The sequence below is a fragment of the Streptomyces sp. N50 genome, assembly GCF_033335955.1.
Taxonomy (GTDB): Bacteria; Actinomycetota; Actinomycetes; order Streptomycetales; family Streptomycetaceae; genus Streptomyces.
Map to the genome: position 1 here is coordinate 8202596 of NZ_CP137549.1, position 20532 is coordinate 8223127.

General features: G+C 71.4%; 17 protein-coding genes and 1 pseudogene. 10 read left to right on the forward strand and 8 right to left on the reverse strand.

All coding sequences use genetic code 11. The features are described from left to right. Position 1: 1 nt before the first annotated feature. Positions 2-466, forward strand: a complete 465-nt coding sequence (locus R2B38_RS36420; protein ID WP_318020064.1) for a MarR family winged helix-turn-helix transcriptional regulator — start codon at positions 2-4, stop codon at positions 464-466. Positions 467-480: 14 nt separating this feature from the next. Here R2B38_RS36420 and R2B38_RS36425 read toward each other — a convergent pair whose 3' ends face one another. After that, on the reverse strand, positions 481-1362 hold the full coding sequence (locus tag R2B38_RS36425) for a helix-turn-helix transcriptional regulator (RefSeq protein ID WP_318020065.1): 882 nt from the start codon (positions 1360-1362) through the stop codon (positions 481-483). A 206-nt stretch (positions 1363-1568) separates the two neighbouring features. Here R2B38_RS36425 and R2B38_RS36430 point away from each other — a divergent pair, with 206 nt between their 5' ends. The 4 genes from R2B38_RS36430 to R2B38_RS36445 all read left to right on the forward strand — a co-directional run bounded on the left by R2B38_RS36430 (position 1569) and on the right by R2B38_RS36445 (position 5195). Beyond that, complete coding sequence (locus tag R2B38_RS36430; protein ID WP_318020066.1) at positions 1569-2417, forward strand: helix-turn-helix transcriptional regulator; 849 nt, start codon at positions 1569-1571, stop codon at positions 2415-2417. A 137-nt stretch (positions 2418-2554) separates the two neighbouring features. Continuing rightward, positions 2555-3172 (forward strand): flavin reductase family protein, encoded by a 618-nt coding sequence (locus R2B38_RS36435; protein ID WP_318020067.1) that lies wholly within the window; start codon positions 2555-2557, stop codon positions 3170-3172. Further along, complete coding sequence (locus R2B38_RS36440) at positions 3157-4107, forward strand: NADP-dependent oxidoreductase (RefSeq protein ID WP_318020068.1); 951 nt, start codon at positions 3157-3159, stop codon at positions 4105-4107. Before R2B38_RS36435 ends, R2B38_RS36440 begins: the two co-directional genes overlap by 16 nt. A gap of 29 nt (positions 4108-4136) precedes the next feature. Then, positions 4137-5195: an NAD(+)/NADH kinase gene (locus tag R2B38_RS36445; protein ID WP_318020069.1), complete on the forward strand. Its 1059-nt coding sequence runs from the start codon at positions 4137-4139 to the stop codon at positions 5193-5195. Position 5196: 1 nt separating this feature from the next. Here the strand turns inward: R2B38_RS36445 and R2B38_RS36450 are convergent, their stop codons facing one another. Further along, positions 5197-7014, reverse strand: coding sequence for a HAMP domain-containing sensor histidine kinase (locus tag R2B38_RS36450; protein WP_318020070.1), 1818 nt, complete (start codon positions 7012-7014; stop codon positions 5197-5199). After that, positions 7010-7705, reverse strand: a pseudogene (locus tag R2B38_RS36455) (response regulator transcription factor); the annotation flags it as partial. The gene R2B38_RS36450 and the pseudogene R2B38_RS36455, both read right to left, overlap by 5 nt. Before the next feature lie 136 nt (positions 7706-7841). Here R2B38_RS36455 and R2B38_RS36460 point away from each other — a divergent pair. The 3 genes from R2B38_RS36460 to R2B38_RS36470 all read left to right on the forward strand — a co-directional run bounded on the left by R2B38_RS36460 (position 7842) and on the right by R2B38_RS36470 (position 11274). Continuing rightward, positions 7842-8174 (forward strand): hypothetical protein, encoded by a 333-nt coding sequence (locus R2B38_RS36460; protein ID WP_318020071.1) that lies wholly within the window; start codon positions 7842-7844, stop codon positions 8172-8174. A 147-nt stretch (positions 8175-8321) separates the two neighbouring features. Beyond that, complete coding sequence (locus tag R2B38_RS36465; RefSeq protein ID WP_318020072.1) at positions 8322-10376, forward strand: phosphocholine-specific phospholipase C; 2055 nt, start codon at positions 8322-8324, stop codon at positions 10374-10376. 52 nt (positions 10377-10428) lie between these two features. Next, positions 10429-11274: a phospholipid scramblase-related protein gene (locus R2B38_RS36470; protein WP_033281693.1), complete on the forward strand. Its 846-nt coding sequence runs from the start codon at positions 10429-10431 to the stop codon at positions 11272-11274. A 6-nt stretch (positions 11275-11280) separates the two neighbouring features. On the opposite strand, the gene R2B38_RS36475 is transcribed toward R2B38_RS36470, so the two are convergent. Next, the gene (locus R2B38_RS36475; protein ID WP_318020073.1) at positions 11281-12246 is read right to left on the reverse strand and encodes a hypothetical protein; all 966 of its coding nucleotides are present in this window, start codon (positions 12244-12246) and stop codon (positions 11281-11283) included. Continuing rightward, a complete protein-coding gene (locus R2B38_RS36480; protein WP_318020074.1) occupies positions 12243-13037 on the reverse strand; it encodes a phosphatase PAP2 family protein in 795 nt (264 codons plus the stop codon). Before R2B38_RS36480 ends, R2B38_RS36475 begins: the two co-directional genes overlap by 4 nt. A gap of 224 nt (positions 13038-13261) precedes the next feature. On the opposite strand from R2B38_RS36480, the gene R2B38_RS36485 reads away from it, so the two are divergent. Then, positions 13262-13885: a TetR/AcrR family transcriptional regulator gene (locus tag R2B38_RS36485; protein WP_033281696.1), complete on the forward strand. Its 624-nt coding sequence runs from the start codon at positions 13262-13264 to the stop codon at positions 13883-13885. Positions 13886-14051: 166 nt separating this feature from the next. Here the strand turns inward: R2B38_RS36485 and R2B38_RS36490 are convergent, their stop codons facing one another. The 3 genes from R2B38_RS36490 to R2B38_RS36500 form a co-directional block, all read right to left on the reverse strand. Next, positions 14052-15092, reverse strand: coding sequence for a DUF2510 domain-containing protein (locus R2B38_RS36490; RefSeq protein ID WP_318020075.1), 1041 nt, complete (start codon positions 15090-15092; stop codon positions 14052-14054). Positions 15093-15186: 94 nt separating this feature from the next. Further along, positions 15187-16341 carry an anhydro-N-acetylmuramic acid kinase gene (locus R2B38_RS36495; protein ID WP_318021882.1) on the reverse strand — a complete coding sequence of 385 codons (1155 nt, stop codon included), beginning with the start codon at positions 16339-16341 and terminating at the stop codon, positions 15187-15189. Further along, positions 16262-17638, reverse strand: a complete 1377-nt coding sequence (locus R2B38_RS36500) for an MFS transporter (RefSeq protein ID WP_318020076.1) — start codon at positions 17636-17638, stop codon at positions 16262-16264. Before R2B38_RS36500 ends, R2B38_RS36495 begins: the two co-directional genes overlap by 80 nt. A gap of 157 nt (positions 17639-17795) precedes the next feature. On the opposite strand from R2B38_RS36500, the gene R2B38_RS36505 reads away from it, so the two are divergent. Next, entirely contained in the window at positions 17796-20480 is a 2685-nt protein-coding gene (locus tag R2B38_RS36505; protein ID WP_318020077.1) for an ATP-binding protein, read from the forward strand. The last annotated feature ends 52 nt before the right edge of the window (positions 20481-20532 follow it).

Sequence of the window (20532 nt, forward strand, 5' to 3'; positions counted from 1 at the left end):
CATGTCCGAACCGCGATGGCTCACCCCCGACCAGGCCGACGTCTGGGCGAAGTACCGGAGAGTGCGCCGCGAGCTGCAGCGGGCCCAGGACCAGCAACTTCAGCGGGATTCAGGCCTCTCGGCGGCGGACTACGCCCTCCTCGCACCCCTGTCCGAGTCCGCCGACGGCGTGCTGCGCGCGCGGGAGCTCGGTGCCGAGGTCGACTGGGAGCGCAGCCGGCTGTCCCATCAGATCAGCCGCATGGAGAAGCGCGGGCTCGTCACGCGCGAGCCCTGCGCGGACGACGCCCGCGGCTCGATGGTGCGGCTCACGGAAAAGGGCCGGGAAATGATCGAGGCCGCCGCACCCACGCATGTGGAGAACGTGCGGCGGCTTTTCTTCGACCCGCTCACCTCGGACGAGGTGCGCCTTTTCGGCGATTTCCTGGACCGGATACTGGAAGCGGTCGAGCAGAATTCCCAGTAATTCGGGTCGGGCTTTTACGGGGCGCCCCGCGCCGGATCCTGCTGGTGCGGCACCTCGGGCGCGCTGAGTGAACCCAGCAGGGCCAGACCGTCCGCCGAGGGCGAGTCCGGCTCGGCCTGCAGGATGACGAGCTGCTGCCCGGGCGCGCTGCGGATGGTGAGCGCCTCGTGCCGCAACTCCAGGTCCCCGACCACGGAATGGCGCATCTGCTTGACCTCGTAGGGCGGGACCCGGATGTACTCACGGGCCCACAGCGAGCGGAACTCCGGGCTGCGCACGGACAGTTCACCGACGAGTTCCAGGATGCGGGGATCCTCGGGCATGCTCGCGGCGGACTGCTGGAGATCGGCGACGGCGCGGTTCTTCGCGCGTTCCGGGCTCCGGTAGAACGTCTTCGCCGCGGGGTCCAGGAAGAGCATGCGCAGCACGTTGTCGTGCTGGGTGAAGTCGCGGTAGAGGGCGTCGGCCAGGGCGTTGGTCGCCAGCAGGTCCTGGGCGTGGCCGATGATGAACGCCGGCGTCCTGGTCCAGCTCTCGATCAGCTGCCGCAGATGCGGGCGCACCCGCTCGACGCGGGACGGCGACTTCGTGCGACGGCTTGTGGGTCGCGCCAGCCGGAACAGCTCCAGCCGGTCCGCCTCCGCCAGCCGCAGCACACGGGCCATGGCCTCCAACACCCGTACCGACGGGCTGAGTTCACGGCCCTGCTCGAGTCTGCTGTAGTAGCTCGGGCTGACCCCGGCGAGCGCGGCCACCTCGTCGCGGCGCAGCCCGGGCACCCGTCGCCGGCCGGAGCCGGACAGCCCCACGTCGGCGGGGCTGACGCGCTCCCGGCGGGAGCGGAGGAACTGACCCAGCCCTTCAACCGGGCCGGGGCGCACGTCGTCGTTGTACATACCGTCGAGGCTAGGCGGAAAAGACCCGGAGAAGCTCTGCCGACGGTGGGTGCGTTGCACCCAGGATCACGGCTCCCGGGTGGCACGGAGGAGCTGCGGGGCAGGTCGCCCGGGTGGCGAATCACGCTGTGTGAAGAGTGTGGAACCTGGTGCGTCTGTGCACGAGCGGCTCTTCTCAACGATCGAAAAGCATCTAGTCTTGCCGCATGAGCAATGGGACCCCTTTGGGTGATTTCCTCCGGGCCCGTCGCGAGGCCCTCAAGCCCCAGGACGTCGGTCTGCCCGAGTACGGCCGACGCCGGGTGCCGGGACTGCGCAGGGAAGAAGTCGCGATGCTCGCCGGAGTCAGCTCCGACTACTACATCAGGCTGGAGCAGGGCCGCGAGAACAGCCCCTCGCCGCAGGTCCTGGAAGCCGTGGCGCAGGCGCTGAAGCTGGACGCGGAGTCCGCCGACCATCTCAACCGCCTCTGCCTGACGCCCTCGCAGCGCCCGCACGACTGGGGTCAGGCCGATATCAGCCCGCAGCTGCTGCAGTTGATGGACGGCTGGGAGCACACTCCGGCGTTCGTGCTCGGCCCGGCGCTCGACATCCTCGCGGGCAACTCCCTTGCCACGGCGCTGCACAGCGGGTTCGACGCGTTCGACAACCTCGCGCGGAACGTGTTCGTGGATCCGGCGGGACGCGAGTTCTACCAGGAGTGGGACCGGGCCGCGCACTCCTGTGTCGCCGAACTCCGGGCCGCCTACGGACACGATCCCGAATCGGCCCGTATCGCCGAGGTGGTCGACGAACTCTCCGCGGAGAGCGAGGAGTTCGCGGGGCTCTGGCGGCTGCACGACGTCAAGAGCAAGTCCCAGGAGGGCAAGCACCTCAAGCACCCCGACGTCGGCGACCTGCACATCGCCTTCGCCGCGTTCACGGTCAACGGCGCCCCGCATCAGCAACTCGTCGTCTACCAGGCCGAACCGGCCAGCCCGACGGCGGAGGCCTTCGAGACGCTGAGGGCGCTGGCCGCGGAGCCGAAGAAGGCCCAAGTGAACGCAAGCACGTAAATAAGCGGAGCCTGGTCCTCCCGCACCCAGGAAAACCGCGGCCTTCATACCGGTACGCCGTCTGCCGAGACTCGAAGCGGCAGACAGCGCGCCGGCCCCGCCGCCGGGACGCGCTCCGTACGGCGTCGGGAGCGGACATGACCACCGTGAAGGACCTTCGGCCCCACCCCCTGGACCAGGTGCACCGGCTGATCGAACCCGGTCCCGTCATCCTGGTCACCACCCGGCACCGGGGCGTCCCGAACGTGATGACCAACGGGTTCAACATGATGGTCCGCCACGCCCCGCCGCTGATCGCGTGCACCATCGGCCCCTGGGACCACAGTTACGAGGCGCTCGTCGAGACCGGCGAGTGCGTCGTCTCCGTCCCGACGGCGGAGATGGCGGCCACGGTCGTCGACATCGGCAACTGCTCGGGCGTAGACGTGGACAAGTTCGAGGAGTTCGACCTGACCGCCGTGGACGGCGAGAAGGTCCAGGCGCCGCTCGTCGCGGAGTGCTTCGCCAACATCGAGTGCAGGGTCGCCGACACCAGCCTCGTCGCCCCCTACAGCCTGTTCGTCCTGGAGCCGGTCCCGGGCTTGGACCGATCCAACGCGGCCCGCCCCGCGCCTGTTCCATCACCGCGGCGACGGCACCTTCACGCTCGACGGCCCGACCGTCGATCTCAAGGACCGCATGACCAAGTGGCAGTACCTTCTGTAAGCCCGCCGATCCTCTGGACACTGGAGACTCGACCATGCCCCGAGCAGTGAAGTTCTCGCGCTACGGCGGCCCGGAGGTGCTGGAGGTCGTCGAGGTGCCGCGACCGGAGCCGGGCCCCGGGGAGGTCCTCGTCCGGGTCGTCGTCGCCGGGGTCAACCCCGGCGAGGCCGGTATCCGGCAGGGCGTCTTCGCGGACATGTGGCCGGCCACCTTCCCCGAGGGACAGGGCAACGACTTCGCCGGCTGGGTCGCCGAACTCGGCGACGGCGTAAGCGAGTTCGCGGTCGGCGACGAGGTCATCGGCTATCTGCCCCGAAGGGCGCAGGCCGACTACGTCGTCTCGCCCGCCGACGTCCTCGCCCCCAAGCCCGCCGACATCGGCTGGGAGGCCGCGGCGCCGCTGTCCGCGGTCGGGGTGACGGCATGGGCCGCCGTGGACGCCGTAGATCTGGAAGCCGGAGACACCGTCGTGGTGTCCGGCGCGGCCGGCGGAGTCGGCTCCCTCGCCGTGCAGCTCGCGCGGCTGCGCGGCGCCACGGTCATCGGCACCGCCGGACCGCACAACGCGGACTTCCTGCGCTCGCTCGGTGTCGTCCCCGTCGAGCACGGCCCCGGCCTCGCCGACCGGCTGAAGGCCGCGGCACCCGACGGGATCGACGCGTTCGTCGACACCTTCGGCCAGGGCAACGTCGACATCGCCGTCGGACTGGGCGTGCCCCCGCACCGGATCAACACCCTCGCCGACGGCCGGGCGGTCGCCCGTTACGGCGTCCGCAGCAGGGCCCAGGAGGACGTCTTCACCCCTCAACTGGTCGCCGAACTGGCCGAACTGGTCTCCAAGGGACAGCTCACCGTCCCCATCAGCCAGGTGTATCCGCTGGAAGAGGTCCAGGAGGCCTACCGGCAGGTGCAGCGGCGGCACACGCGGGGAAAGATCGTGCTCAGCCTGGTCCCGCCCGACGAACGTCACGCACCGCGCTCCTGACGCCCCGACCGCACTCCACGGAGGACCCCATGCCCGTACGCCGTATCGGTCTCGTCGTGCACCAGGGACGTGAGACCGCCCGGGACGCGGCGGCCGCCGTGCACGCCTGGAGCGAGGCGCACGACGTCCGCTGCACGGAGATCGACGTCTGGGCCAAGGACCATCACCGCCGTGCCGGACGCGAGGAGGCCGAGGCCGCGGGCAACCCCGACCTCGTCGTCACCCTCGGCGGCGACGGCACCTTCCTGCGTGGCGCCCGCATCGCCGTCAAGAGCGGGGCCGACGTCCTCGGCGTCGACCTCGGCAAGGTCGGCTTCCTCACCGAGGTCCCGGCCTGCGACATCGACGAGGCCCTCGACGCCGTGCACGAGGGGCGGGCCATCGTGGAGGAGCGCATGACGCTGACCATGCGTGCCTCCCGCCCCCTCGACATCCCCGAGGAGATGGAGGCCCTGCTGCGCTACGGCCGCGGTCCCGCCCTGCCGCCGCCGCAGGTCCGGCCCGAGACCACGGAGGGCGGCGGCTGGGGCTGCGCGCTGGACGTCACCGCGCTCAACGACGTCGTCCTGGAGAAGCTCGCCCGGGACCGGCAGGTCGGCGTCGGCGTCTACCTGGCCGGACGCCTGCTGGCGACCTACTCCGCCGACGCGCTCGCCGTCGCCACCCCGACCGGCTCCACGGCCTACAGTTTCGCCGCCGGCGGACCCGTCCTCTCGCCCCACATGGACGCCGTCGTCTTCACGCCGATCGCCCCGCACATGACGTTCAACCGCAGCGTGATCGCCGCCCCCGACGAACCCGTCGGCCTGCGCGTCCTGCCCCACTCCGGCCAGGCGATCGTCACCGTCGACGGCCAACTCCGCGGCGTCCTGGACCCCGGCGACTGGATCGGCGTCTTCCGCGCCCCCCAGCGCGTCCGCCTCGTCCGCCTGCGCCCGACGGATTTCTACGGCCGGCTGCGCGACCGGTTCCGGCTCACGGACGCTCCCGCCAACGCCCAGGACGGTCCTTCGGAACCGTTCTTCCGCCCGGACACCCCCGTCCCGGCGGACCTCGCGGGGATGCGGCTGCCGCCCGCCGCCCAGTAGGTCACGCGGGAAGGCGGACGGTGAAGACCGTGCCGGCGCCGACCGTGCTGGTCACCGTCACCGTCCCGCCGTGTGCCTCGGTCAGCCTGCGCACGATGGCGAGGCCCAGACCGCTGCCGCCGGTGCGCCGGCTGCGTGACTTCTCGGCGCGCCAGAAGCGGTCGAAGACCCGGGGCAGATCCTCGGCGGGGATGCCGGTGCCGGTGTCGGCGACCTCGATCGTCACGTGCTCGGCGGTCCGGTGGGCGCGCAAGGTGACGGTGCCGCCGGGCGGGGTGTGCCGTATCGCGTTGGACACCAGGTTGCCGATGACCTGCCGCAGCCGTACGGGATCGCCGGACAGTTCGGGGTCGCCGTCGGTGCGGGTGGTGAGGGTGACGCCCGCGGTCTCGGCGCGGCCGAGGTGGGCGGTGGCGACGTGGTCGAGGAGGTCGCGTACGAAGAGGGGTTCCGGGTGGATGCGCAGCTGGCCGGCGTCCGCCTCGGCGAGGTCCTGGAGGTCGTCGACGATGTGCTGGAGCAGCAGCGCCTCTTCGAGGAGGGAGTCCACGAGCGCCTGGTCGGAGGTGGCGATGCCGTCCTGCACGGCTTCGAGCCAGCTGCGGATGGTGCTGAGCGGGGTGCGCAGTTCGTGGGCGACGTCGCTGACCATCGCCTTGCGCTGTCCCTCCATGCGTTCGCGGCGCTCGGTGAGGTCGTTGAAGGCGGCGGCGAGGTAGCCGATCTCGTCGTTGGTGGTGACCGGGACGCGCCGGTGTTCCTCCACGGGGCGGCGGGCCGCGTCGGCCAGGGCGCGCAGCGGCCTCACCAGTCGGGTGCCGACGACGACGGTGACCGCCACGGTGACCAGGAGCACGAGCCCGGCGACACCGGCGATCCGGGCGGTGTTGGTGGAGGAGAAGTGGAAGGCGGGGGCGCTCGTCACGCCGGCCGGAGTGGTGACGTACAGCAGAGCGGCCGGTGCGACATAGGGGGTGAGCTGGTCGCGGCGGGCGGTGTCGAGGCAGGTCCGGGCGATCTGGCTGTCGCCCTTCGTACGGATGACGAAGTCCATGGCGAGCTTCACCTCGGGCTGCTTCTGGCGCTCCAGGCAGTCGTTGACCATGGTGTTGACCCGGCCGAGCGGCCCGATCTCGGTCTTGACGGGATAGCTGAGCTCGTCGAGGCCGCAGCCCACGTCCACGAAGGACCCCAGGGCGCTGTCGGAGAGCTTGATGGAGGGGCGACCGCTCGGCTCCTCGACGAGGCCGGCGGCACCGGTCGTGCGGCGCAGGCAGGAGAGGATCTTGTCCGCCCACTGGCGCAGGGTCTTCCGCTCGGCGGCGGTCAGCCGGTACGGGCCGACGGCACGCGGGTCGATCCGGTCGCTCTCGCCGCCGGACAGCAGGGCGGGGTCGGTGTGCAGCGGATCGACGACCGCGGAGGCCCTGACGGGGAGAGCGGCGGTGGTGGCGGACGACGCGGCGATGGTACGACGGCTCTGCGTGGTCAGGGTGATCCGGCGGCCGGTGCGTTCGGCGAGGCGGCGCAGGGTGGGGGCGACGCCGTTCCAGTCCGGGTGGACGGCGGCGTAGCCGACCAGGGTGTCGTAGATCTCGGTGTCGGAGGACAGGAGTTGGCCCTGTTCCTGCTGGATGGCGCTGCTGGTGGTGCGGGCGGCCAGCCAGGCGGTGGCGGCGACCGAGCAGACGGCGATCATCACGGAGGTGGCGAGCAGGCGGACCAACAGGCTTCTGTGCGGCGGCACTTTGGCGCGGACGCGTGCCCTGTACTTCGTGCCGTTGTCTCCCGCTGTCCCCAACTCCGGTGCAGCGCGCACGAGTTCCGTCCATGAGCTTGTAGCCGACGCCGTACACGGTCTGCAGATAGGCGGGTCGACGGGGGACGGCCTCGATCTTCTTGCGCAGGTTGAGGATGTGCACGTCGATGGTCCGCTCCGTTATGTAGCGGTCGAACCCCCGTGTCAGGGCGAGGAGTTGGCGGCGGGTGAAGACCCGCTCCGGTTCGGCGGCCATCGCCGCGAGGATCTCGAACTCCCCGGGCGTGCACACCACTTGGCGTCCGTCGAGGGCGACGGTACGGCGGACCGGGTCGACGGCGAGCGCGCCGATCCGCAGCACGGGGTCGTCCGGCGCCGCCGTCGCGCCCCGCGTCCGCCGCAGCAGGGTGCGGATGCGGGCCATCAACTCCCTTGGGCTGTACGGCTTGGCCATGTAGTCGTCGGCGCCGAGGTCCAGGCCCAGCAGGAGATCCTCCTCCGTGCTGCGCGCGGTCAGCATCAGCACCGGCACCTCGCACTCCCGGCGCAGCACACGGCACACGTCCAGCCCGTCGACCAGGGGCATCATGACGTCGAGGACGAGCAGATCCGGCTGCCGGCGCCGTACCTCGTCGATGGCCGCGCGCCCGTCGTGGACGACCAGGGAGGAGTGGCCCTCGCGCTCCAGATAGCGCCGGATCACCTCGGCCTGTTTGACGTCGTCCTCGGCCACCAGGACATATGCGTTCACGCGGCTCACCCTAAGGTCGCCCCCGTGACAGCAGACAGGACTCTGATGGTGGCCTGACAGGATCTTCATATCCTCCGGTCACGGTTCCGCCCTGCCGAAACGCCCTCGTCGAAGGCGCTCCGCCACCCTGGCCGCGGTGGCCGTGACCCCGCTCCCGCCCGACATCGACCGCTCGGTGCCGGTCGGCTGGGACGCGGCCCGCACCCGGTTCAACTTCGCGGGCCACCCCACAGTGATCTACGTCGAGGCCCGCGAGGACGGCATCCACGCCATCCGCAGCGTCCTCACCCCGACCGCCTGTCCGGAACTACCCGGCATGGTCCAAGTCAGCCGCCCCTCCGACGCGTTGGCCGCCGAACGCGCCACCCGGGCCACCTTCTCCGCCCTCTTCCTCGGCCTCGGCGGAGTGGCCCACCCACCAGAACCGGCCTCCCGCCTCACCCTCACCGAGGCCCTCGCCACGAGGTGAGCGAGGAGCCGCCCCGCACGTACGGGCGAGTTTCACACAGGCGCCACCAGACCCTTCCCTGACGTTTGTTGCTCTTGGAACACTCGCACCGCGCGCATTTCGCCATGTTCCGGCCGGCCGCGCGTCAGGATGAGAGGTGCCTCACCCATGTCCGAAGTCAATCGGCGTCGCTTTCTCCAACTCGCGGGTGCCACCACGGCGTTCACGGCGCTGTCGAACAGCATCGAGCGTGCCGCCGCGCTCCCGGCGAACCACCGCTCGGGGAGCATCGAGGACGTCGAGCACATCGTCGTCCTGATGCAGGAGAACCGGTCCTTCGACCACTACTTCGGCTCGCTGAGGGGCGTCCGGGGCTTCGGCGACCCGCATCCGGTCGTGACCCGGCAGGACGGAAAACCGGTCTGGTACCAGTCGGACGGCACGAAGGACATCCTCCCGTTCCGCCCCGACGCCGACGACCTGGGCCTGCAGTTCATCCAGGACCTTCCGCACAGCTGGAACGACGGGCACGCCGCGTTCGACGGCGGCAAGTACGACAAGTGGGTGCCGTCCAAGGGCTCCACGACGATGGCGTACCTGACGCGCGAGGACATCCCCTTCCACTACGCGCTCGCCGACTCCTTCACCATCTGCGACGCCTACCACTGCTCGTTCATCGGCTCGACCGACCCGAACCGCTACTACATGTGGACGGGTTACACCGGCAACGACGGCGTCGGCGGCGGCCCGGTCCTGGGCAACGACGAGGCCGGCTACAGCTGGACGACGTACCCCGAGCGGCTCGAGAAGGCCGGGGTCTCCTGGAAGATCTACCAGGATGTCGGCGACGGCCTCGACGCGGCGGGCGGCTGGGGCTGGATCCAGGACGCCTACCGCGGCAACTACGGCGACAACTCGCTCCTGTACTTCAAGCAGTTCCAGAACGCCCAGCCCGGCGACCCGCTCTACGACAAGGCCCGCACCGGCACCGACGCCACCAAGGGCGAGGGCTTCTTCGACCAGCTGAAGGCCGACGTCAAGGGCGGCAAGCTGCCGAAGATCTCCTGGATCGTCGCCCCCGAGGCCTTCACCGAGCACCCCAACTGGCCCGCGAACTACGGCGCCTGGTACGTCTCCCAGGTCCTGGACGCGCTGACCTCCGACCCCAAGGTGTGGGCGAAGACGGCCCTGTTCATCACCTACGACGAGAACGACGGCTTCTTCGACCACCTGGTGCCGCCGTTCGCGCCGGGCTCGGCCGCGCAGGGCAAGTCGACCGTCGACGTCGGCCCCGACCTCTTCAAGGGCGACGCCAGCCACCCGGCCGGTCCCTACGGCCTCGGCCAGCGCGTGCCGATGATCGTCGTCTCGCCCTGGAGCAAGGGCGGTTACGTCTGCTCGGAGACCTTCGACCACACCTCGGTCATCCGCTTCATGGAGACCCGCTTCGGCGTCCACGAGCCCAACATCTCGCCGTGGCGGCGCGCGATCTGCGGCGACCTCACCGGCGCCTTCGACTTCTCCCACAAGGACGTCAAGGAGGTCACGCTGCCGGGCACCGACGGCTACCAGCCGCCGGACAAGAACCGTCACCCGGACTACAAGCCGACCCCGCCCGCCAACCCGGTGCTGCCCAAGCAGGAGCGCGGACTGCGCCCGGCCCGGCCGCTCAAGTACGCGGCCGCGGTGGACGGTTCGGCCGACACGGCGGCCGGGAAGTTCACGCTCACCTTCGCCTCCGGCGCGAAGGCCGGCGCCACCTTCCTGGTCACCTCCGCCAACCGCACGGACGGGCCCTGGAGTTACACCACCGAGGCCGGCAAGTCCGTCTCGGACGCCTGGAACTCGGCGTACTCGAACGGCTCCTACGACCTGACCGTGCACGGCCCGAACGGCTTCCTGCGCGTCTTCAAGGGCCCCGGCAGGACGGCCGGCCCCGAGGTCACCGCCCGCAACTGCGGCGACGACGTCGAGCTGACCTTCACCAACAAGGGCTCCGGGACGGTGCAGTTGAAGGTCGCCAGCGGCTACGGCGGCCGTTCCCAGACCTTCAAGGTGCGGGCGGGCGCCACCGTACGGCACACCTTCGACCTGGGCGCGAGCAAGCGGTGGTACGACCTGACGGTCACCTCCGACGGCGACGCGACGTTCCTGCGGCGATTCGCCGGACATGTCGAGAACGGCCGCCCGGGGGTCAGCGACCCGGCGATCGCGACCGCCTGAGGGGCTTTGTGAAGCCGGTTGTTTTCCGGGGCACTCGCGGTAGTGTGCCCCGGTGACCACGCATTCGAACACACCTGCAGGCTGGTACCCGGATCCGCACGGAGCGCCCCAGACCCTCCGGTACTGGGACGGCGTGAAGTGGACCGAGCACACCAACGCGGACCAGCAGGGCCAGGGCGCCCAGCAGCAGCCGCAGGCCGTGCCGCAGCAGCAGGCGGGGCCGGATCCGCGGGCCCAGCGCCAGGTCAAGCAGCAGGTGCAGCAGCAGGCCGGGGTCGCCGGGGGCGGCCCCGGCGGCGGCAGCCTGTTCACCGAGCCGGTGCTGGTGGTGAACCAGAAGGCCAAGCTGATCGAGCTGACCAACGAGTACAAGGTCATGGATCAGAACGGCAACGTGATCGGCTCGGTCGACGAGGTCGGCCAGAGCACGCTGAAGAAGGCGCTGCGTTTCGTCTCCAGCCTCGACCAGTACATGACCCACCGGCTGGAGATCCGGGACGCGTACGGGCAGCCGCAGTTGGTGCTGACCCGGCCGGCGAAGATCATGAAGTCCCGGGTGATCGTGACCCGTCCGGACGGCTCGCCCGTGGGTGAGATCGTCCAGCAGAACATGATCGGGAAGATCAACTTCGCGCTGAACGCGAACGGCCAGCAGATCGGCGCGATCAAGGCCGAGAACTGGCGGGCCTGGAACTTCGCGATCGTCGACCACGCGGACAACGAGGTCGCCCGGATCACCAAGACCTGGGAAGGCCTCGCCAAGACGATGTTCACGACTGCGGACAACTACGTCCTGCAGATCCACTACCAGCTGCCCGAGCCCCTGTTGAGCCTGGTGGTGGCGACGGCCCTGACCGTCGACACCGCGCTCAAGCAGGACTCGCGCGGCCTCGGCTGACCCTGATCAGAGCGCGGTGAGATGCCCCGGCGCGGACTTCCTGTCCGGCTGCCGGGGCAGCAACGCCGGTTCGGCGGAGGCCGATTGGGGCTCCAGTGCCAGGACGGCGGCCACAGGGTGATCGTGGTCGCCGTACTCGTGCGGCAGCGGTACGGCGGGTGTCACCCGGGTCAACAGGACCACACCCCAGGACGCGATCCCGGCTCCCGCCAGGGCGAGGAGGATGCCGGCCGCGCCGCCCTGCAGGCGTTCGCCCAGCAGTGCGAGGCCGATCGCGGCGGCGGCCACCGGGTTCGCCAGGGTCACCACCGCGAGCGGGGCGCCGAGGCCGCCCCGGTAGGCGGTCTGCGAGAGCAGCAGTCCGCCCGCCGCGAACACCGCGACCAGCAGGGCGACTCCGACCACCTGCATGCTCAGCAGCGGACCCGAACGGTCCGTCGCCGCGACCGTCACGGTCTGCGTGAGCGCGGAGGCCACACCCGAGGCGACACCGGATGCCGAGGCATGCCGTAGACCGGGCTTCGCGCCGCGGCGGGCCAGCAGGCCGATCAGGGCGGAGGTCGCGCCCGCGACCGCCAACGCCTGGGGGACGGTGAGGACTTGGTCGGGCTGGGGGCCGGACGCCGTGACCAGCAGGGCCGACAGGCCGAGCAGGGTGAGGGCGGTGCCCCGCCATTCGACCAGGGTGACCCGACGCCCGGCGACCCGCGCGCCCATCGGGACGGCGGCGACCAGGGTGAGGGCTCCCAGCGGCTGTACGACGGTCAGCGGGCCGTACTTGAGGGCCACGACGTGGAGCAGTGCGGCGGACGCGTTGAGGCCGACCGTCCCCCACCAGGATCCGGTGGCGAGCAGCCGGAGCATGCCCGCGTCGGAGTTGCGGGAGGCCAGCCGTTCCTGGGCCACGGCCGCTGCCGCGTAGGCGACGGCCGAGAACAGGGACAGGACGACGGCGACGAGGGTGGCGTTCATCGGCCGGCTCCGACCAGGACCGGCTCGTCCACGGCGAGTTGGGGCCGGCCGCGTCCGGCGGTCGTCGCCGTGCGGTGCGGGGGATGGATCAGCGCGAGGGCGATGCCGAGCATGGCGGCGGCCACGATCGCGTCGAGCCAGTAGTGGTTCGCCGTGCCGATGATGACCATCAGCGTGACCAGCGGGTGCAGCAGCCACAGCCAGCGCCAGCGCGAGCGGGTCGCGACGATCAGGCCGATCGCCACCATCAGGGCCCAGCCGAAGTGCAGCGAGGGCATCGCCGCGAACTGGTTCGAGAGGTGGTCGCTGGTCGGCGGGCCGTACACCGAGGGGCCGTAGACCTTGGCGGTGTCGACCAGGCCGGTCGCGGCCAGCATGCGCGGGGGTGCGAGCGGGAACACGAAGGGCAGGACGAGGGCGGCCGAGGTGACCGTGGCCAGGACCCGGCGGGCCCAGACGTAGTGCGCGGGGCGCCGCAGGTACAGCCAGACCAGGAAGGCCACGGTGGCCGGGAAGTGGACGGTCGCGTAGAAGGTGTTCGCGATGTGCACGAGGGTGTCGCTGTGCAGCAGCACCGACTGCACCGAGCCCTCGTCCGGGAGACGCAGGGTCCGTTCCAGGTCCCACACGTGGCGGGCGTTGTGCAGTGCCTCGGTGGTGTGGCCCGTCGCCAGCTGGCGGCCGAACTTGTAGACGAGGAAGAGCCCTGCGACGAGCAGGAGCTCACGGACGAGCGGGGGCCGCGCTATCGCGCTGGTCCCCTTCTCTGCAGGCTCGGTGCGGGCATTCATCCCCCGGCCCCTTCGCTGACGGTGGTGCGTGTGGTGGTGCTGGCCGGGTTTGTGACCCGGTCGGCGGCCCGAACTCATCGGTACGAGTTCGTTCCGATACGCCAGTGTACCGATACGGGTGGGTACCGATACGGCTGAGTACCGGTACACTGGCGTATCGATAGCGAAACGAGACACACTGGAGAGCGGACCCCGGGTCCGTGGACCGAGCGAGGAGACGAGCCATGACGTCGCAGGCTGAGGACGCACCGGACACGGTCGCCGCCTCGCGCCGCTCCAAGATCACGCCGGAGCGTGAGCGGGAGTTCTTCGACGCCGTGCTCGAACAGATCCGGGAATGCGGGTACGACTCCGTCAGCATGGAGGGCGTCGCCAGCAGCACCCGGTGCAGCAAGTCCACGCTCTACCGGCAGTGGGGGACCAAGCCCCAGTTCGTCGCGGCCGCGCTGCGCGCCAACCGCCGGGTGCACTTCACCGGCATCGACACGGGATCGCTCGCGGAGGACCTGAGGCAGGCCGCGCGGGCGGCGGGCGCCTGGTCGGCGAAGGACACGAAACTCGTCTCGGCGCTCGGCCACGCCGTCATCCAGGACAGTGAACTCGCCCAGGCGGTACGGGAAGCGCTCGTCCATCCCGAGATCGCCGCGCTGGAGGACATCCTGCGTCGCGGTGTGGAGCGCGGCGAGATCCCGGCCGACCATCCGGCCCTGCCGTACGTACCCGCCCAGATCTTCGGCGTCCTGCGGGCCCGGCCGGTCCTGGAGGGTTGTTACGCCGACCCCGACTACCTCGTCAGATTCGTGGAGGCCGCGGTGCTGCCCGCACTCGGGCTCGCCGGGTCACCCTGAGAACCAGGCCGCCGTCCATGGGATGACTGGACGGTGACCTGCTCGCGCCGCACCGTGGGGACGGGGGCGGCGCGCACCCCCCGGCCGGGTGGGGTTCCTCTTGAGCGGAGAGGCGCCCCACCCGGCCGACCGGTGTGCGGGGAACTGGCGTGGCTACGGCGGCAGTTCAGATCTTCTGTCCGTCGCCGCCGGTACCCGAGGCCACCTTGATGTTCGAGGTGATCTCGTCGATCACGGACTGCTTCTGGCCCACGTCGACACCGAAGCGGACCACGACGATCTGACCGGTACTGGCCGGCGACGGGAACGCGAGCGATTCGACATAGCCGTCGGCGCCCTTGCTGGTGACCGCCTTCCAGCGGACCAGATAGCCCTTCTGCCCGGCCACGGTCACGGCCTTGGAGGCGAGGACCTCGTGGGAGGTGATGCTGCCGTAGGTCGTACCGCCGTAGGACTCCTTCGCGTTGGCGGCGATGTCCGCCTTGGCGACCGCCTCCGCCGTGCTGCCCTTCGTGCCCAGGACCACCGCGGGCGAGGAGTACGCCCCGCCGTTGGTGCAGGTCTGGGAGGTGTTGCCGGGGCACTTGTACGAGGTGTTCGACGTGACCTGCGCGCCGATCTGGATGACCTGGCCGTACCAGTCGGACGGCACGGTGAAGCTGATGCCGTCGAGGGAGTCGATGACGGTGCCGCCGGCCTTGACCTTCGGTTCCGCCGACTGGCTCGGAGCGGGCGTCGCACCGCCCGCGCCACCGGAACCACCCGTCCCGCCGGACCCGCCGAACGGATCGCTCTGGCCGCCCGTACCGCCGGAACCGCCCGTGCCGCCCTGTCCCTCGGGGCCGCCCTGGCCGCCGACGCCGCCCTGACCGTTCGGCGCCTGCTGCGGGTTGGCCTGGGTGCCGTTCCCGCTGCCGTCGTTGGACAGCGCGTAGGCGCCGACACCGATGGCCGTGAGGACCGCCACGGCCACCGCCACGGCTATGCCCGTGCGCAGATTGCGGCGCGGCGCGGCCGGGGGCGCGGCGGGATACGCCGGGTACGCCCCGCCGTACGGCGGCTCCGTCGGGGGACCCCATTCGGCGCCCGACCCGGCGGGGCGGGTGCGGTCCGTCCATGCCTTGCCGTCCCACCAGCGCTCGGCGGCGGGACCGTCATTCGTCTGCCCGGGATCGGGGTACCACCCGGGGGGAGTCACCTGCGTCATGCCCCTACCGTATGAGGCGTCGGTGAAAGGGGGATGAGAGGATCCGGTCCCAATCGCTGCGCGTTGGTGTGCCAAGGGCTCGTGGGCCCACTTCTCAGCCCAGGACCAGCCGTACGGGACTGTGCTCGGCGGCCGGTGGCAGCCGCACTCCACGCCGCCCCGGCGTCACCGAACCGAGCACGCTCGGGTGCCGGGCGCCGGTGCTCGCCGGGACCGTTCCAGGAAGGCCGTGGGCCGTCAGGAAGCCGAGGACGGCGAAGGCGTAGGCCTCCTTCGCGGCGGACGGGAGGCCCAGCTCGTCGGAGGTGCGCAGGGGGACGCCCGGCAGTTCGGCGGCGAGCAGGGCCATCAGGACCGGGTTGCGGGTGCCGCCGCCCGAGGCGATGACCTCCGTCGCGGCCACCGACCGGACCGCGTCCGCGACCGTGCGGGCCGTGAGCAGGGTGAGCGTCGCGATGACGTCCTCGGCGGGCAGCGTGCCGAGACCGGCGAGCGCGTCCTGGAGATAGCCGAGGTGGAACAGCTCCTTGCCGGTGGTCTTCGGCGCGGGGAGCGTGTAGTACGGCTCGCTCGACAGCCGTTCCAGCAGCGAGTCGTGGACCGTTCCACGGGCCGCGAGGGCACCCTCCGCGTCGTAGGCGAGCCGGCCGCCGCTGAAGCCCCGCGCGGCCGCGTCGATCAGCGCGCACGCCGGTCCCGTGTCGAAGGCGGTGCCGTCGGGGGCGGTGAGGTTGGCGATGCCGCCGAGGTTGAGCGCGACGGGGTTGCCCGGACGGCCGCGCAGCCACAGCAGGTCGACGAGGCTGACGAGGGGTGCGCCCTGGCCCCCGGCGGCGATGTCGCGTGGCCGGAAATCGGCGACCACGCTCAGCCCGGTCGCCTCCGCGATCCAGGCGGGCTGCCCCAGTTGCAGCGTGCCGCGCACCGCGCCGCCCTCCACCCAGTGGTGGCCGGTCTGCCCGTGCGAGGCCACCAACTCGGCCCGCCCGCCGCACAGTTCGGCGTTCGCGCGGACGGCCGCCGCGGCGAAGGCCTGCCCGATCAGCGTGTCCAGCCGGCAGACCTCGGCCAGCGTGGTGGCGGCCGGTGGCAGCGCCGCCGCGAGCGCTTCCCGCAGTTCCTCGTCGTACGGCTCGCTCACCATCCCGAGCGGCTCCAGTACGACGCTGTCACCGACGAGGCTCAGGTCGGCCGCCGCCGCGTCGATCGCGTCGTACGACGTCCCGGACATCAGCCCGATCACCCGCATCCGCATCCTCCCGACCCACCTTTCCCGCAGGGTTCTTGGTGACGGCGAGCGCGAGCACGCTCACCGCGCATGCCGCCACGGCGTAGTACGCGGGGATGTCCACGTTCCCGGTCCGCCGCACGCTCTGGGTGATGATGAGCCCGGCACACCCCGAGAACACGGCATTGGACAGGGCGTAGGCGAGTCCCAGACCGGTGTAGCGCACGCTCGTCGGGAACATCTCCGAGAGCATCGCCGGACCCGGCCCCGCCATCAGCCCCACCACCGCACCCGCCCCGAACACCCACGCACCCTTCACCGTGTTCGAAGTCCCGTCATCCTGGAGGAGGTTGAGCAGCGGCACGGACAAGGCCACCACCAGCGCGGCCCCCGCCAGCATCACCGGCCGCCGCCCCACCCGGTCGCTCAGCAGCCCCGCCGGAAGGATGGTCACCGCGAAGCCGACGTTGGCCAACACCGTGGCCAGCAGCGCCTGTTGGAAGCTCGCGTCCAGCGTGCTCTGCAGATACGACGGCAGCACCACCAGGAAGGTGTAACCGGCCGCCGCCCACCCCATCACCCGCCCGGCGCCCAGCGCGATCGCCGCACGCATCTCACGCGCGGGCGGCACCTCCCGTACCGCGTCGCCCCGGAACGACGGCGTCTCCTCCAGCCGCAGCCGGAGCCACAGCGCGCCCAGCCCCATCGGCAGCGTCAGCAGGAACGCCAACCGCCAGCCCCAGTCGCCCAGTTGACCGGGGTCGAGCATCGTCGCCAGCAGTGCCGCGACCCCCGCCCCGCCCAACAGCCCGAGCGCCACGGTGAACGACTGCCACGCCCCGTACAGCCCACGCCGGCCCGGCGGCGCGAACTCCGTCAGCACCGACACCGCACCCCCGAACTCCCCACCCGCGGACAGTCCCTGAACGACCCTCAGAAACGTGAGCAGCCACGGCGCGAGGGCACCGGCCGTCGCGTACGTCGGCAGCACGCCGATCAACGTCGTCGCGCCCGTCATCAGCGCGATCACCAGGATCAGCACCGGCCGCCGCCCCACCTTGTCCCCGAGCCGGCCGAACAGGGCGGCGCCGACCGGCCGGAAGAAGAACGCCAGCGCGAACGAGGCGTACGTCCGCACCAGTCCCTCGGCCGTTCCCGCGCCCTCCGGGGTGAAGAACCGCGCCGCGATCACCGTCGCGAAATAGCCGTAGACACCGAACTCGTACCACTCGATGAAGTTCCCCACCGACCCGGCGACCAGAGCCCGTACGGCGGGCCTGTCCGGGGTGGGCCGGGAATGATCGGAAAACACCTTCATTTCAGCGCCTCTTGACCGTTCGTCACCTACATGAGTCCTGCTGCTGAGCCGCCGTCACCCGATGCGGCAACAGCTCCCCGGACCGGCCTCCACTTCGGCATCCGGACGGCTACGCTCAAGGGCTGTACGTCGTTCGGGCTACTGGGGAGGTTTCGGGATGACGGAGGAACGACCTCCGGAGGCCGCCTCGGCCTCCCTGTGGGAGCGCGACGAGGAAGTCGCCGGTGTGGCGGAGGCGATCGACCGGCTGCGCGCCGACGAGTCGTCCTCGGGCAGCCTGCTGATGGTCCGGGGGGAGGCCGGGTTCGGCAAGACCGCGCTCCTGGCCGAGACCCGCCGTATCGCCGAGGCACGCGGCTGCCAGGTCTGGCAGGCCCGCGGCGGCGAGACCCTCAGGTCCGTCCCCTTCAACGTCGTACGGCAGTTGCTGCAGCCCGCCCTGATCTCGCTGATGCCCGAGGAGATCCGCGAGTACCTCGGCGACTGGTACGACATCGCGGGCCCCGCCCTCGGTGTCACCGAACCCGGCGAGCGGCAGCCCGACCCGCAGGGCGTGTGCGACGGACTGGTCGCCGCGGTGCGCCGGCTCGCCAAGCGCGTCTGGCCACTGGTCCTGATCGTCGACGACGCCCACTGGGCCGACCAGGAGACCCTGCGCTGGCTCGCCGCGTTCGCCGAACGCCTCGACGACCTGTCCGTCCTGCTCGTGGTCGCCCGCAGGCCCGGCGAGGTCAGCGGCGAGAGCGCCCGCTACCTGGACGCCATCGCCGCCGCGGCCGGACCGCCGGCCACCGTCCTGGAATCCCTCACCCCGAGGGCCACCGCGGGCCTCACCCGCGCCACCCTCGGCCCGCACGCGGACGGCGCGTTCTGCCGCGAGGTGTGGGCGGTCACCGACGGCAACCCGTACGAGACCGTCGAACTCCTCGCCAAGGTGCAGGACAGCGGACTCGAACCCGTCGAGGACGCGGCCACCGAACTGCGCGAGCTCAACCGCTCCGCGCGCGGCGGCGGACTCGTCGCCCGCCTGGACGACCTGGGCTTCGAGGCCACCCGGTTCGCCTGGGCCGCTGCCATCCTCGGCACCGGCATCTCCGTGAACCTGGTCGCCAAGCTCGCCACCATGAGCCGCGAGGAGGCGGGTTGCTGCGCCGAGCTGCTGCGCACCGCCCGCATCCTCACCGCACCCGACCCCGTCGCGTCCCAAGCCGGCGCCGGGGAGCTGGAGTTCGTCCACCCGCTGATCGCCAGCGCCGTCTACGACTCCATCCCGGGCGGCGTGCGTACGGCCATGCACGGCATCGCCGCCCAGGTCGTCACCGACTCCGGGCTCGGCGCCGCCTCCGCCTCACGGCACCTCCTCAAGGTGCACCCGGACGACGACCAGGAACTCGTCGAGCAGCTGCGCGAGGCGGCCCGCGAACACCTCTCCATCGGCGCCCCCGACGCCGCCCGCCGCTGTCTGGAGCGCGCCCTCCTGGAGCCGCCGCTCGCCGAGACCCACGCGCACGTGCTCTTCGAACTGGGCTGCGCCACCCTGCTCACCGCGCCCGCCACCACCATCGGCCACCTCCAGACCGCCCTCGGCATGCCCGGCCTCGACGGCCACGCGCGCGTGGACGCCGTTTTCCGCCTCTCCCAGGCCCTGCTCCACAACAACCAGCTGGAGGAGGCCGTCCGCACCGTCGAGGCGGAGGCCGCCCGGTACGAACCGGGCGCCGCCCGGATGCGGCTCCAGGCCGTGCAGTTCATGTGGGAGGGCATCCACGCGGGCGAGGGCATCTCCCCGGGACGCTCCGAGCGGCTCGCCGCACTCGCCGGCACCTGCACCGGCCGGGACAACTCCGAGCGGGCCCTGCTGATCCTGCGCGGCTTCGACGCCATGACCCACGGCGAGAACGCCGAGGAGGTCGCCGAGGTCTGCGACCGCGCCCTCGTCAACGGACGGCTCGCCCCCGGACTCGGCTGGACCGACACCGAGTGGGGCATCGAGATCCTCATGATGCTCGCCAGCGCGTACGCCTACACCGACCGCCTGGACCGCGCGGAGAGCCTGTACAACGAAGCCCTGCGCGCGTACGTCTCCGCGGGCTGGAGCGGCGGCCACCTCTCGCTGGCGCACGCCTACATCGGCCTCGGCCACCGCAGGCGCGGCCGCCTCCGCGACGCCGAGATCTCGCTGCGCGAGTCCCTGCGCCTCGCCGAGCGCGTCGGCCGCGGGCTGCCCCTGTACTGGTCGGCCACCTGCAACCTGGTCGACACGCTGCTGGCCCGCGGCCATGTCGAGGAGGCCTGGGCGACCGCCGAACAGTACGGCTTCACACCGCCGTACCCGTCCACCATCGTGCTGCCCGACCCGCGCTGCGTGCGAGGCCGACTCCTGCTCGCCGTCGGCCGCACGAAGGACGGCATCAACGAACTGGAACAGGCCGCGAAGGCGGCGACCGTACGCGGCCACCACAACCCGGTCCTCGTCCCCTGGGCCGTGGACCTCGCCCGCGCGCTCGCCGTCGAGGACCCGACCCGCGCGGCCCAACTCGCCTCGGACGCGCGCCGCCAGGCCGAACACTTCGGCACGGACACGGCGATCGGGGAGGCCCTCCGCTGTGCCGCTTCGCTGGAAACGGGGCAGCGGGCGGTGCGCCTCGCGGCGCAGGCCGTCGCTTACCTGGAGTCCTCGCCGTGCCAGTACGAGCATGCGGCGGCGCGGGTGGAGTACGGGATCGCCGCGCGGTCCGTGGCGGAGATCAACAGGGGGCTGACGCTTGCGCGTTCGTGCGGGGCGGACGGGTTGGTGGCGCAGGCGCGGGAGGTGTTGGAGACGGGGAGGGGGTTGCGGTGAGTCGTTTCTTGGCTGCGGGCCGGTGGGGGCTGGTCGCGCAGTTCCCCGCGCC